The organism is Mesorhizobium sp. M0276 (assembly GCF_040321755.1).
In the GTDB taxonomy this organism is placed as follows: Bacteria; Pseudomonadota; Alphaproteobacteria; order Rhizobiales; family Rhizobiaceae; genus Mesorhizobium.
The window spans coordinates 40,700-54,861 of sequence record NZ_JAMYSC010000030.1 but is presented as its reverse complement, the minus strand read 5'-3'; the positions used below and the strand labels follow the sequence as shown (position 1 = coordinate 54,861).

11 protein-coding genes are annotated in these 14,162 nt (G+C 63.4%); 6 read left to right on the top strand and 5 right to left on the bottom strand.

Features of this window, described 5'->3' with window-relative positions; genetic code table 11:
* Window positions 1-3: 3 nt before the first annotated feature.
* Entirely contained in the window at window positions 4-1,401 is a 1,398-nt protein-coding gene (gene thrC / locus NKJ01_RS22735; RefSeq protein ID WP_352731143.1) for a threonine synthase, read from the bottom strand.
* 128 nt (window positions 1,402-1,529) lie between these two features.
* Between thrC and NKJ01_RS22730 the strand changes: the two genes are divergently transcribed.
* On the top strand, window positions 1,530-2,255 hold the full coding sequence (locus tag NKJ01_RS22730; RefSeq protein WP_352731140.1) for a hypothetical protein: 726 nt from the start codon (window positions 1,530-1,532) through the stop codon (window positions 2,253-2,255).
* Window positions 2,256-2,297: 42 nt separating this feature from the next.
* Here the strand turns inward: NKJ01_RS22730 and NKJ01_RS22725 are convergent, their stop codons facing one another.
* The gene (locus tag NKJ01_RS22725) at window positions 2,298-2,987 is read right to left on the bottom strand and encodes an HAD family hydrolase (protein WP_352608446.1); all 690 of its coding nucleotides are present in this window, start codon (window positions 2,985-2,987) and stop codon (window positions 2,298-2,300) included.
* Window positions 2,988-3,149: 162 nt separating this feature from the next.
* On the opposite strand from NKJ01_RS22725, the gene NKJ01_RS22720 reads away from it, so the two are divergent.
* Window positions 3,150-4,283, top strand: coding sequence for a site-specific DNA-methyltransferase (locus tag NKJ01_RS22720; RefSeq protein WP_023759150.1), 1,134 nt, complete (start codon window positions 3,150-3,152; stop codon window positions 4,281-4,283).
* 57 nt (window positions 4,284-4,340) lie between these two features.
* On the opposite strand, the gene NKJ01_RS22715 is transcribed toward NKJ01_RS22720, so the two are convergent.
* Entirely contained in the window at window positions 4,341-4,952 is a 612-nt protein-coding gene (locus tag NKJ01_RS22715; protein ID WP_352731137.1) for an HAD family hydrolase, read from the bottom strand.
* Window positions 4,945-6,117: an A/G-specific adenine glycosylase gene (gene mutY, locus NKJ01_RS22710; protein WP_352731135.1), complete on the bottom strand. Its 1,173-nt coding sequence runs from the start codon at window positions 6,115-6,117 to the stop codon at window positions 4,945-4,947. Before mutY ends, NKJ01_RS22715 begins: the two co-directional genes overlap by 8 nt.
* Window positions 6,118-6,172: 55 nt before the next feature.
* Here mutY and NKJ01_RS22705 point away from each other — a divergent pair, with 55 nt between their 5' ends.
* From NKJ01_RS22705 to NKJ01_RS22690, 4 genes are all read left to right on the top strand, one after another.
* Entirely contained in the window at window positions 6,173-6,673 is a 501-nt protein-coding gene (locus tag NKJ01_RS22705; protein ID WP_352731133.1) for a DUF721 domain-containing protein, read from the top strand.
* Between the two features lie 163 nt (window positions 6,674-6,836).
* The gene (locus tag NKJ01_RS22700; protein WP_352731131.1) at window positions 6,837-7,580 is read left to right on the top strand and encodes a DsbA family protein; all 744 of its coding nucleotides are present in this window, start codon (window positions 6,837-6,839) and stop codon (window positions 7,578-7,580) included.
* A gap of 105 nt (window positions 7,581-7,685) precedes the next feature.
* Window positions 7,686-11,144 (top strand): chromosome segregation protein SMC, encoded by a 3,459-nt coding sequence (gene smc, locus NKJ01_RS22695; RefSeq protein WP_352731129.1) that lies wholly within the window; start codon window positions 7,686-7,688, stop codon window positions 11,142-11,144.
* Between the two features lie 314 nt (window positions 11,145-11,458).
* Window positions 11,459-11,851, top strand: coding sequence for a hypothetical protein (locus NKJ01_RS22690; RefSeq protein ID WP_352731127.1), 393 nt, complete (start codon window positions 11,459-11,461; stop codon window positions 11,849-11,851).
* Window positions 11,852-12,044: 193 nt separating this feature from the next.
* Here NKJ01_RS22690 and NKJ01_RS22685 read toward each other — a convergent pair whose 3' ends face one another.
* Window positions 12,045-14,135: an O-antigen ligase family protein gene (locus NKJ01_RS22685; protein WP_352731125.1), complete on the bottom strand. Its 2,091-nt coding sequence runs from the start codon at window positions 14,133-14,135 to the stop codon at window positions 12,045-12,047.
* Window positions 14,136-14,162: the final 27 nt, after the last annotated feature.

Here is a 14,162-nt window from a genome sequence, read left to right as displayed (position 1 = left end):
TCCCTAACGCGCCGCCCGCGCGCGGCGGCCGACGTAATCTTCCACCATTTTCAGGTCAGATGGAAGTACCGTGTATTTTTCCTCGGATGTCATCAACCCCCCTAGCCATGCGGGCAGTGCGGGCGACACGCCGCTGGCGGCTTCGACGGCGGCCGGAAACTTTGCCGGGTGGGCGGTGCCCAGTACCACCATCGGCACGGCGCCTGACGCCTTGCCCGCCGCGACATGCACGGCTGCCGCGGTGTGCGGATCGAGCAGGTAGTTGCTGGCCGCGAGCGTCGAGCGGATGGTGGCGGCGACCTCATCCATATCGGCCCGGTCTGCATCGAATTCGGAGCGCATCCCGACGATTTGCTGGGGCTCGATGGTGAAAGCGCCGGACTGCTTCAGACTGTCCATGTAGCGCCGCACCGTCGCGGCGTTACGGCCTGAGGCCTCGAACAGCAAGCGTTCGAAATTGGACGACACCTGGATGTCCATCGACGGCGACGTGGTCGCAAAGACGCCTTTGGTGCGGTATTCGCCGGTCGCGAAGGTCCGCGCCAGGATGTCGTTGTCGTTGGTGGCGATGACCAGCCGTTCGATCGGCAAGCCCATCTTCTTGGCTGCGTAGCCGGCGAAGATATCGCCGAAATTGCCGGTCGGCACCGTGAAGGAGACCGGCCTGTCCGGCGCGCCGAGCGACAGCGCCGAGGAGAAATAATAGACGATCTGGGCCATGATACGGGCCCAGTTGATCGAATTGACGCCGGAAAGCGCAACCCGGTCGCGAAAGCCGTGATCGTTGAACATGTCCTTGAGCAGGCCTTGGCAATCGTCGAAATTGCCTTCTATAGCCAGCGCGTGGACGTTTTCAGCCGTCGATGTGGTCATCTGCCGTTGCTGGACCGGCGAGACGCGGCCGTGCGGGAAAAGGATGAAGATGTCGGTGCGGTTGCGCCCGGCAAAGGCATCGATTGCCGCCCCACCGGTATCGCCCGAGGTGGCGCCGACGATGGTGGCGTGCTGATCGCGTTCGGTAAGCACGTGGTCCATCAGCCGGGCCAGAAGCTGCATCGCCACGTCCTTGAAGGCGAGCGTCGGCCCGTGGAAGAGTTCCAGGATGAAGGTGTTGGGGCCGGTTTGCACCAGCGGGCAGACGGCCTCGTGGCGGAAGCTGGCGTAGGCTTCGCGCACCAGCCGTTCGAAGACGGATGCCGGGATTTCGTCGCCGAGAAACGGCGACAGCACGCGGATGGCAAGATCGGGATAGGCAAGGCCGCGCATGGCGCGGATCTCGGACGCGGAAAACCGCGGCCACTCGCGCGGCACATAGAGCCCGCCGTCGCGCGCCAGGCCAGCCAGCACGGCGTCGGAAAATCCAAGAACGGGGGCTTCGCCTCGGGTACTCACATATTGCATGTCACAAATCCGTTACTGCTTGGCTTTTTCGTCCACTGCAAGGTGGTTAATTTCTGCGCTGGCTCAGTCGCATTTTTGCCGCGCGGTTGATATACGTCACCAGCTTTGCGAGAGGGAAGTGCAGTTTCATGGCGTTTCGTACATTTAGAGGTCGCTTTTTGGCGGGTCTTGCGCTCACCGGCTTTATGCTCGCCGCCGCCGGTTGCCAATCGGGCGACAATGGCATTCTGAACCTCGGCTTTGGCAAGAAGGACCCGACGGCGCCACCGCCGCCGCAGGATCCCAAAATACTGGCCAGCCAGTTGCAAGCCTATTGTCCCAGAGTGACGGTGCGTGACGGCACGGCCTTCTTCAACACCTATTCCAAGGACGTCCAGAAGCCCAGGCCCAAGCTCAAGAAGACGGGCGACGCCGCGCAGGATGCCGCCGCCCAGGCAGAGGCCGACGCCGCTGCTGCTCCGCCCGACGAGTCTGCGAACATCGTCTACCAGGCATCGGTCAGCGACGTGACGCGCGACTGCAGCCGTGCCAACGGCCAGCTGACGATGAAGATCGCGGTCGCCGGCAAAATTGTGCCGGGGCCGAAGTTCTCGCCCGGCAACATCACCATGCCAATCCGCATCGCCGTGATGCACGGTGCCGAGGTCCTCTATTCGCAGATCCACCAATATCAGGTCCAGGTCACCGATCCCTCGGTCGCAACCCAGTTCGTCTTCACCGATTCCAATGTTGTCGTACCGGAGCCGACGGCGCAGGACTATCAGGTCTTTGCCGGCTATGATGAAAACGCGCCGAAGGCGACGACGGACAAGCTGAAGAAGACCCGCAGGAAGAAAGCTGTCGCGACGAACTAAGTCTCGGCATTTGGATGAAGCGTGCGTCGCGGCGCACGCTTTTCAGGCATCCGCCGACCACTCCGACAGCGCGGCGATCACGCTTTTCAGCTCTGCCCAGCGGCGTATCACCGTCTCGGCTCCGGCCTCGGTCAGCGCGTCGGCATGGCCGGGATAGCTGTGGGCGGCGCCGGTGAAGCCGATCACCCGCATGCCGGCCGTCCTGGCGCCATGGACGCCGTGCACGGAATCCTCGATGACGAACGTGTTCGCCGGGTTTGCGTTGAGTTTCTCCGCCGCAAACAGGAACACGTCTGGAGCAGGCTTGGTTTTTCCGGTCGGTGTTTCCATCGCGGAAAAAATGCGGTCCTTGAAGAAGGGCATCAGGTGAACCTTCTCCAGCATAAATTCGATGCGCTCGGAGCGCGAATTCGAGCAGACGCAGTGCGGCGCGGTGACTGCGGCGACTGCCTCGCGCGCGCCATCGATGGCACGTACGTCGCTGCGCAATTTGCGGTCGACCAGTTCTTCGGCGCGGTCGATCAACGATACCTGGAACGGGATGCTGGACTTCTCCTCGACCCGTATCATGATGTCCTTGAACGTCAGGCCAGCGTAGGTCTCGGCGAGTTCTTCCGCAGAGATTTCGTACCCGGCTAAGGTCAGCAGCTCCGCCTCGACGCGGGCGGCAATGATTTCGGAATCGACGAGCACGCCGTCGCAATCGAAGATGACAAGGTCTGGCTGGGGCATGGTGATCCGGACAATGGGAGTATGAAGGGCCTCGGCAGGTGAGGCGGCGCGGCATACACCAACAGGGCCACCTTCGCAAACTCGGCAGTCTTCACCGAATATTTACGCTGATCGGTAACCATAACAGAGAGTAAAACAGTAACGCGTGCCCTGGGTGTCAGAATGTCTGCCGTGCGTCTTCTCGACGAGCTATCCCACGCTCCCCTGCAATCCGAATGGCTGGACACGATCCTCAAGGGCGACTGCGTCGCCGCGCTCGACCGGCTGCCCGAAAAGTCGATCGACGTCATCTTCGCCGATCCACCATACAATCTGCAGCTCGACGGCGATCTGCACCGCCCTGATCAGTCGAAGGTCGACGCGGTCGATGACGACTGGGACCAGTTCGAAAGCTTCGAGGCCTATGACGCTTTCACCCGTGCCTGGCTCCTGGCGGCGCGACGGGTGCTGAAGCCCAACGGCACCATCTGGGTCATCGGCTCCTATCACAACATCTTCCGGGTCGGCGCCAAGATGCAGGATCTTGGCTTCTGGATCCTCAACGACGTGGTCTGGCGCAAAACCAACCCGATGCCGAATTTCCGCGGCCGCCGCTTCCAGAACGCGCATGAGACGATGATCTGGGCCTCGCGCGACCAGAAGGGCAAGGGCTACACCTTCAACTACGAAGCGATGAAGGCGTCCAACGACGACATCCAGATGCGCTCCGACTGGCTGTTTCCGATCTGCACCGGGGGCGAGCGGCTGAAGAACGACAATGGCGACAAGCTGCATCCGACGCAGAAGCCGGAAGCGCTGCTTGCCCGCATCATGATGGCGTCGACCAAACCGGGCGACATCGTGCTCGATCCCTTCTTCGGTTCCGGCACCACTGGCGCGGTCGCAAAACGCCTCGGCCGCCATTTCGTCGGCATCGAGCGCGAACAGGCCTATATCGACGCCGCCAACGAGCGCATCGACGCGGTGCGGCCGCTGGATGGCGCGGATCTCACCGTGCTTACCGGCAAGCGCGCCGAGCCGCGCGTCGCCTTCGTCAGCCTCATCGACACCGGGCTGATGATGCCGGGCGCGACGCTCTACGACGCCAAGAAGCGCTGGGCGGCCAAGGTGCGCGCCGATGGCACGGTGGCGATCGGCGACAGCGCCGGCTCGATCCACAAGATCGGCGCCGAAGTGCAGGGGCTGGATGCCTGCAACGGCTGGACCTTCTGGCACTATGAGCGCAGCGGCGGCCTGACCCCGATCGACGAGCTTCGCCGCATCGCACGGCTTGGCATGGAGCGGGCAGGGGCCTGATCTCCTGCCAATTGCTGCGAAAGTAGCAACGCAACGGATCGCTGGAAGCGGTTCAAATCACGCCTTGATTCCAAGGCGTTGAAGGTCTGCTCGAAGCGTCTTCGCATCGGTGAACAGCACCGATTGCCAGCCGGCCGCCTTGGCGCCGTCGACATTCTTCTGGCTGTCGTCGATGAACAGCGTCGCGGCTGGCTCGAGGCCGAAAGCAGCGACGTGATGATCGTAAATGCCGCGATCCGGCTTGATCATGCCGATCTCGCCCGAGATGGTGACGCCACGCGGCCGTTCGAGAAAATCGAAGCGCTCGCGCGCCTCGGCCAGCGTGTCGCTGGCGAAGTTGGTCAGCATGGTGACGTCGTGGCCGCTCTCGATCAGGCCGACCATGATGGCGACGCTGTCTTCGTAGGCATGCGGCACCATTTCGTGCCAGTGGCGGCGGAAACCGCGGATGTTTTCCGCTTGATCGGGATGGTCCGCTATCAGCAGCGCCTCGGCCTCTTCCCAGGTCCGGCCGCGATCCTGCTCGATGTTCCAGTCATGCGTGCAGACATTGTCGAAAAACCACTTTCTCTCCTCGGCATCCGGAATGAGGCGGCTGAACGGAATGTTGGGATCGTAGTGGATCAGCACTCTGCCGATGTCGAAAACGATGTGGCGTATTTCAGTCATGGGGCCTCTTTGCACTGTGTGGCGACGGCTTTTTCGTAGCGCCGGGTATCGCAGCCTCGATTGCCTTTTTCATGACAGTCGGCAACGCCTCGCCGGAAATCTCGTGGGCGAGCGACCAGAAATGCCCTTCCGGCGCATCACCTTTGATGTGGGCGTGAAAGACTTCGAGTTCGAGAGCGAAATGGGTGAAGACATGCGCAATCTGGCCGGCACGCCGCCAGTCGGCAGGGAAAGGTGCGGCCGCTTCCGTGGTCCCTCCATCGATCCGCGCGGTCCAGCCTGTCGTCGGCACCTCGGTCATTCCGCCAAGCAAGCCCTTCTCCGCCCGTTTGCGCAGCATGATGGCGCCGTCGCCCCGCACGGCGACGAAGGCGGCGCCGCGCCGCAAAGGCTTGTCGGCCTTGGGCAGACGCACCGGGAAGTGCTCGGGATCGCCTGAAACGACGGCGCTGCAGTCTTCGCGCAGCGGGCACAGCATGCAGCGCGGCCGGCGCGGCGTGCAGATGGTGGCGCCGACATCCATCATCGCCTGGGCGAAGTCGCCCGGCCTTGTCCCTGGCATCATGCGTTGGACATGGGCGCGGATCTCAGGCTTGGCCTCGCTCAGCGGCGTCGTGATCGAAAACAGCCGGGAGATGACGCGTTCGACATTGCCGTCGACGACGGCGGCGGGGCGGTCGAAGGCGATCGCCATGATGGCCGCCGACGTATAGGCGCCGATGCCGGGCAGTTCTCTCAATCCCGCCTCGGTGTCGGGAAACCGGCCGCCGCGCAGGGCCACCAGATCGGCGCAGGCCTTGAGATTGCGGGCGCGGGAGTAGTAGCCGAGCCCGGCCCAGGCTTTCATCACGTCCTCGGCCGGTGCCGCGGCCAGCGTCTCGACATCAGGCCATTTCTCGACGAAAACCCGGAAATAGGCCTTCACCGCTTCGACCGTGGTCTGCTGCAGCATGACTTCGGACAGCCAGATGCGGTAGGGATCAGGCCTTACGCCCCGCGCATGCTCGCGTGGCGTTATCCGCCACGGCAGTTCGCGGTGGTGCACATCGTACCAGCCGAGCAAGCGGGATGCGATATCGTCACGAACTCCAGATGCAGCTTCTCCGGATGCATCGTTGCTGCTATCTCGGGAGGCGGTCTTGCGGGTCTGGTCTGCTGGTGCCATTGATCGGGAATTGGCCTTGGCCGATACTGATGAACGTCGTGGCTGGAGAACGTACATGGCAGGGAGAACGCCCTACGGCAATCCCGTCCCGGTCAGCGATCTCGCGACCAAGATCCTCGATCCGGTGCTGCGCAAGCGGGCCGGCATTTCGATCGGCCTCGTCCAGTCATGGGAAGAGATCGCCGGCCCACGTCTGGCCAGCCACTCGCGCCCTGAAAAAATCCAGTGGCCGCGCCGCATGCACGAGGACGATCCGTTCGAGCCGGCGGTACTGGTCATCGCCTGCGAAGGCATGGCGGCACTTCATCTGCAGCACGAGACCAGCGAGATCATCAACCGGGTCAACGCCTTCCTCGGTTTCACCGCCATCAGCCGCATCAGAATCCTGCAGAAGCCGGTGACAGCCGACAAGGCAAGGCGCAGACCGGCCCTCAGGCCGCTGACGGCAGCCGAGAAGACGAAACTGTCGGGGACTGTCGGCCTTGTCGACAATGACGGACTGCGCGCATCGCTGGAAAAACTTGGCGCAACCATTATCGGGGAGAGGAAGTCATAAGCCTCTTGAAGAAAGTCATGGATTTGTTGTCAATATCTCGCTTTCGTGATCGCCCTTGTCAGGTTTGGAGATTGGATTGGGGACGGAGATGCCTTAATTCGCGCCAACTCTCGCCTTTTCGTATCTTTGCATTGCAAAATCCAACCCCTGTCAGGTGATTCGTATGAACCGTCCCCCGTTTGGCCAAAGTCTGTCTCGCAGAAACGTTCTGTCTTCGCTGGCGGCCATTCCGGCGGTTGCCCTGCTCGCCGCCTGCAGCGACTCCAGCGAGGAGGCCAAGGCCGCGGATGTGAAGCCAGCGGCCCCGGCCGCTCCCGCCAAGCCTGCGACGCCGGCCGCCGCTACCGCGCCGGAGGCCCAGGGCACCGTGGACATGGCGGAACTGATGAAGCCGGGTGCGCTGCCCGACAAGCAGCTTGGCAAGGACGACGCCAAGGTCACCATCGTCGAATACGCCTCGATGACCTGCCCGCACTGCGCGCATTTCGCCGAGACCACCTTTCCGGAACTGAAGACCAAGTACATCGACACCGGCAAGGCGCGCTACATCCTGCGCGAATTCCCGTTCGATCCGAGCGCCGAAGCCGGTTTCATGCTGGCGCGCTGCGCCAAGGATAACTATTTCCCGATGGTGGATGTCCTGTTCAGGCAGCAGGCGAACTGGGTCGGCGTCCAGAACACCAAGGATGCGCTGCTGCAAATCTCGAAGCTCGCCGGTTTTACACAGGAGTCCTTCGAGGCCTGCTTGACGGACCAGAAACTTCTGGACGATGTGAGATCGGTCCAGAAGCGCGGCGCTAATGAATTCAAGGTCGACTCGACACCGACCTTCTTCATCAACGGTAAGACCTACAAGGGGGCGATGTCGATTGAGGAAATGTCGGCCATTATCGACCCCTTGCTCTGACATACGGTCAGCGCTGAGGCGGCGCCGCTTCGGCGCGCGCCGCGTCTCGTTGTGCCGTGAATTCCCATCGCAAAACCGTGCAAACCCGCTTGATAGGCTGCGCGAATGAAGTTTTCGCGCCTTCGCCTTCTCGGTTTCAAGTCTTTCGTCGAGCCCGGTGAGTTCGTCATCGAACGCGGACTGACCGGCATTGTCGGGCCGAACGGCTGCGGCAAGTCGAACCTTGTCGAGGCTCTGCGCTGGGTGATGGGCGAAAGCTCCTACAAGAATATGCGCGCGTCCGGCATGGACGATGTCATCTTTTCCGGCTCGGGCACGCGCCCGGCACGCAACACCGCCGAAGTCACGCTTTTCCTCGACAACAGTGACCGTAGCGCGCCCGCGGCCTTCAACGATGCCGACGAACTGCAGGTGTCGCGCCGCATCGAGCGCGAGGCGGGCTCGCTTTATCGCATCAACGGCAAGGAAGCGCGCGCCAAGGACGTGCAGCTTCTGTTCGCCGACCAGTCGACCGGCGCGCGTTCGCCGTCGATGGTCGGTCAGGGCCGTATCGGCGAACTGATCCAGGCCAAGCCGCAGGCGCGCCGCGCACTGCTCGAAGAAGCGGCCGGCATTTCCGGCCTGCACACCCGCCGCCATGAGGCCGAACTGCGGCTGAAGGCGGCCGAGCAGAACCTCGAACGGCTGGACGACGTCGTCGGTGAACTGGAAAGCCAGATCGAAAGCCTGAAGCGCCAGGCGCGCCAGGCGTCCCGCTTCAAGAACCTGTCGGCCGACATCCGCAAGGCCGAAGCAACGCTCCTGCATCTGCGCTGGACACTGGCCAAGACGCAGGAGGGCGATGCGCGCTCGGCGCTTGCGGTTGCCACGGCGCTTGTCGGCGACCGCGCCGCCGCACAGATGGCCGCCGCCCGCGAGCAAGGCATCGGCGCTCACCGCCTGCCCGATCTGCGCGACGCGGAAGCCGCCGCTGCCGCTGCCTTCCAGCGCCTGTCGATCGCCAAGTCGCAGATCGAGGAGGAAGCCGGCCGTATTCGCGCCCGTCAGACCGAACTCGAGCGCCGGCTGCAGCAACTCGACGGCGACATCGCCCGTGAGGAGCGCATGGTCCGCGACAATGCGGACATCCTCGAACGCCTTCGCACCGAAGAAGCCACGCTGAATTCCGAAAACGCCGGTGCGGCCGAGCGCGAGGCCACCACCCGCGCCGCCTTCGAACAGGCGGCATCGACGCTTTCGCAAAGCGAAGCCAAGCTCGCCACGCTGACCGCCGAGCGGGCGGAGGCCGCCGCCGCGCGCAACCAGATCGAACGGACGCTGCGCGACACCGCCGAGCGCCGCGACCGCTTCGCCCGTCAGCTTGCCGATGTCGACCGCGAATTGTCGGAGATACTCTCCAAGGTCGCCGGCCTGCCGGATCCGGCGGAGAAGCGCGTGCTGGTCGAACAGGCCATGGCGCTGCTGGAGGAAGCCGAGGCTGCCGTATTGGAGACCGAACAGTCGGTCATCGATGCGCGCGCTACCGAGAGCTCTGCCCGCCCACCGCTTCAGGATGCCAGGGCCGAGTTGGCACGGATCGAGACGGAAGCGCGCACGCTGGCCAAGATACTCAATGCCGCCAGCGGCGACCTTTTCCCGGCCGTGCTGGAGCAGATCAGCGTCGATCGCGGTTTCGAGACGGCGCTTGGTGCGGCTCTTGGCGAAGACCTCGACGTGCCGCTCGACCGCAGCGCACCGGTGCATTGGGGCGAAAGCGGAATCCAGCCCGGCGACGCGGCTCTGCCCGAAGGCGTCAGGAGCCTTGCCAGCGTGGTTCACGCGCCCGCACAGCTCGCCCGACGCCTGGCGCAGATCGGTATCGTCGAGCCGGGCGATGGCCGCCGCCTGCAGGCGCTCCTTGCTCCCGGCCAGCGGCTGGTCAGCCGCGAGGGCGCACTGTGGCGCTGGGATGGCTTTACCGCCAGCGCCGACGCACCGACCGCCGCCGCACAGCGGCTAGCGCAAAAGAACCGGCTGGCCGAACTCGATGCCGAGGCGATACAGGCGACGCTCGTCCTGCGCCAGGCCGAGGAGGCGCTTGCGCAGGCCGAACAGGCGCTCCGCCTGGCGAGCGAGGCCGAGCGCAATGCGCGCCAGGCCGGTCGTGACGCTCAGCATCGGCTGGACGCTGCCCGCAATGCGCTGGTTGAGGCTGAACGAGCCGGCGGCGAATTGCAGAGCCGCCGCGCGGCACTGGACGAGGCGCGTGCCCGCATCGTCGACAGCTATGAGGAGACCTCGGAAGCCTTCGCCGAGGCGGAAATGCTGCTGCAGGACGCGCCCGATCTCGGCGACCTGCAATTGCAGCTCGAACAGTCCTCGGCCAATGTCGCCCGCGACCGCGCCACGCTTGCGGATGCACGTGCGGTGCACGAGGGTCTACGGCGCGAAGCCGAGGCGCGCGCGCGCCGGCTGGATGCCATTGGCGCCGAGCGCAGCAACTGGCTGGAGCGGGCTGAAAACGCCTCGACGCAGATCGCATCGCTTGGCGAACGCAAAGCCGAAGCCGAGGCCGAACGCGAACGGCTGGCGGATGCTCCCGATGAAATCGACGCCAAGCGGCGCGCGCTGCTATCGCAGCTCACCGAGGCCGAGACCTTGCGCAAGGCGGCGGCCGACCGTTTGCAGGAAGCCGAGAACCGGCAATCCGAACTGGACAAGGCCGCCACCGGCGCCATCCAGTTCCTGGCCGAAGCGCGCGAGACCCGTGTTCGTGCCGAAGAGCGGCTGACCGCGGCCGACGAACGCCGGCTGGAGGTCGAGGCGCGCATCCAGGAAACGCTGAACACGCCGCCGCATCTGGTCATTCGCCACACCGGTCTGGAGGCTGACGGCCCGATGCCCGACATGGCCGAGATCGAGCGTCAGCTCGATCGGCTGAAGATCGAGCGCGAGCGGCTGGGCGCCGTCAACCTGCGCGCCGAGGAAGAGCAGAAGGAGCTTTCCGACCGGCTCGAGGCGATCGTGTCCGAACGCGAGGACATCATCGAGGCGATCCGCAAGCTCAGGCAAGCAATCCAGAGCCTCAACCGCGAAGGTCGCGAGCGATTGCTTGCCGCCTTCGACGTCGTCAACAGCCATTTCCAGCGGCTGTTCTCGCATCTATTCGGCGGCGGCACGGCGGAGTTGCAACTGATCGAATCCGACGATCCGCTCGAGGCCGGGCTCGAAATCCTGGCCCGCCCGCCCGGCAAGAAGCCGCAGACCATGACACTGTTGTCCGGTGGCGAGCAGGCGCTGACGGCGATGTCGCTGATCTTCGCCGTGTTCCTGACAAATCCGGCGCCGATCTGCGTGCTCGACGAAGTCGACGCCCCGCTCGACGATCACAATGTCGAGCGCTTCTGCAATCTCATGGACGAAATGGCTAACACCACCGAGACGCGCTTCGTCATCATCACCCATAACCCGATCACCATGGCGCGCATGAATCGGCTGTTCGGCGTGACCATGGCCGAGCAGGGCGTCAGCCAGCTTGTGTCGGTCGACCTGCAGGCCGCCGAAGCGATGCGTGAAGCGAGCTGACGCGGTCCGGCTGTCGACTATCTGCCGTTGGGGTGCATGGTCCAGTGCGCGCACGAGCAGGAAGGCGCCGAAACGCAGTTGGACAAGTAGCCAAGGCTTGGCCTCGCTTCCGAGCTAGTTGCAGCCGCAATTCAACGCTCGATCACATCCGATAACATTTGCGTTCCAAGTCATTCAACGCCGGAGTGGCCTCCATATATGCCTTCTCGGGCCGAGGACCGCCGGCCGATGAATGCGCCACTGCGGCTCGACGCGACCAGACGGCCCTTTTGGAAAGCGGCTTCGCCGCTCGCTTCATCAAAGGAGATATCGTCATGCGCACCTTCATGCCAAAAATCATCGCGGCCGCATCGATCTTCGCGGCCATACCGCTTTCGAGCGCCTACGCTGTGCACCATCACCACAAGGTAAAGGTCGACACCCAGACCACGGCATCGGTGCCAGCGGATCCGGAAGCGAGGGCGGCGTCAGAGCAGTTGCTCAGCGTGAAGCAGGGTATCCGCGTGGCCAGGAAAACTGGCAAGATCACGCAGGATCAAGCCCGCGACCTGATGCAGCAGGCGGATATTATCCAGCACACCCCGTCGACTTCAGCCCGTTCGAAGCTTGGACAGATCAATGCGCTCGATCAGCGGCTTCAGGCTACCACCGGCCAAGGAACCTACATGGGTGATGGCGCGGATGGCGGCTACTATCCAAACGGCTGACCAACACACGCCCTTCAAAAACGGCCGCCGGCGCGAACGGCTTCCTCAACCACACGCCGGCACCGGACGCGACGGTGGATGGGCTCCTGTAGGGACGCCCTGTGCGCGGGGCGGGTGGTGGCGTCCCGCCACGATTGCACCGAATCCTTGACTGAGTCAGACCGGTTGGCCGGATGCGGTGCGAGAGCCGGCCCTAGAAATAGGTTCGCGGCGCGACAAGGTTGTTCTGCTGGCGAACATAATAGCAGTAGAAGCCGAACGCTGCAGCGAACCACATGAAGGCCTCACCCATAGCCAGCCGATTGTTTGAATTGGTAAGGATGGTTATGGCGAAGAAGACCAGCGTTGAGATGTAGCAGGACCATGCGGCCGGAGCGATAAGCTTGGCCCGCATGGCCAGCAGAACCTGCCTGGACGACCAAGTGTAGAGGAAGGCAAAGAACGCCAATCCGACCACACCATAGCGCACGGCAATCTCCAGATAACCATTGTGGAAGACGTTTAGGATCATGGGATGATAGGTTCTGTGCTGCCATTCGGTCAGCCAGCTGGAACTGGCTCCGAAGATCGGGTGGCGTTTCCAGATCTCGATCGCATCCGCCCACAGCATCAGCCGTTCCTTGGCTGCAAGCGGCGTCGTATCGCTCGCGATGGCTCGGTCGAAGGCTGGGAGCACGCCATGCCTCAAGACATCCGGAACCAAGGCCTTGACGAAGATCATGGTGTCGCCGGCGGTGGACGAGAAGATGTTGTGTGTCGCGACAACGCCGGCCGCCACGATCGCCAGCACGGCACCTGAGACCAACAGTTCGCGGCGATGACCTCTCGCCAGGGTCATGAGTGCCAACAAGAGCAGGGCGAGCGCAAGCGCAAGCCAGACGCCCTTCGACCGCATCTCAATGATGTTGACGAGGGCAAACAGCAGGACGGCTGTCGACAGCGCCCAATGCAGGTTCTTGGTTGCTTTCCCGAGGTCCGTTCTCTGGGCCGTGTATGCCATGAACTGCAGCGCGCAAAGGAAGATGAAACCGGCAGCCACCGACGCGTGGATGGGATTGTTGAAAAGCCGCGGGGTCGGTTGGATACCTTGAAGCATGTCCGAATAGAAGGTGTCCGCCGCCAGGAAGACAAGACTGAGGATCATGAACCAGAATACAAGCCGCGCGGGCTGCCTGACAAACAGCAGAAACGCGAAGCCGGTCGTCGCATAGAACAGCGGAAACATGTAAATGCCTTCGGCGCCACCCAACTGGTGGGTGCCGAAATAGACGATCGCCAGCCGGATGAAGACGTGGAGCGACCAACCCAGACACAAAAAGCCGACCCAACCAATCAGCGGTTTGCTGTAGGTCCACAAATCCACCTTGAACCAGCGGATGACCGCGGCCAGGGCCAGCGCCAGGCCCGCATAGCGGTAGGTGTCGGCCTCGCGCCACACCGCGGAAACCATGGCGAGCGTGGCGAGCGCCGCAAGCAACAGAAGCAAGGTATGGCGCGGCGCGTTGTCCTTGGCATAGTCCAGGGTTTCTCGCGGCAAAGGGGGCCGCAGCAGGACGTGATGCAGGCGGCGCAGTTCGTCCTTGGCCCGCAACGCACCCGCACTTAGCCGGCTCGGTCCGCCAAGCCTTGCAGATTTGTAGCTTCCCGAGGGACCGGCTATGGCGGAAATCTTGCTGCTGGCGGCGAAGCCAAGCACGTTTTGGCGAACTGAATAGATTTTCAGGCCGGTATCCCAAAAGCGTTCGAGTGCGACGTCCCATGGCATTTTCATCACGGCGAGCGCCGACAACAGTCCCTGGGCTCCCTCGCGCGTCACCAGATAGGCGGCGGCCGACCCTTGCGGGCCATGCAGCGCGCGACCGATCTCATCGCCTTCCGTCGTCTCGACGGCGCGCATGAAGAAGCTCATGCGATGGTTGGTCAGCTTGATGGCATCGAAATCCGGCACCGCCGCGATGATGGCCTCGATGCGCCGCATCGTGCTTTCGCTGAAGAGGACGTCGTCTTCGACAATCAGGCCATAGGCGCCGCCAGCTGCGAGGAATGTCTCCAGCGCCCGGATATGGCTGCGGTAACAGGCATATTCGCCGGGCAGTATGTCGCGCCCGCTCAGCTTGCGCGCGGCTGGAAGATCGATCTCCGTCCAGTCCTCCTTGGCGAGGGCGCGGCCGTCGACGGCGGCAATGCGCTGCAAGGTCAGGCCGGCCGCTTCGGCGCTGGCGACCAATTCGCTCCAGCGACCGGTCTCGCGGTCGAGGTTGATGGCGAAGATAGGAAGGTTCATTGAAGTTCCATGTCTAGCCGCCACCCC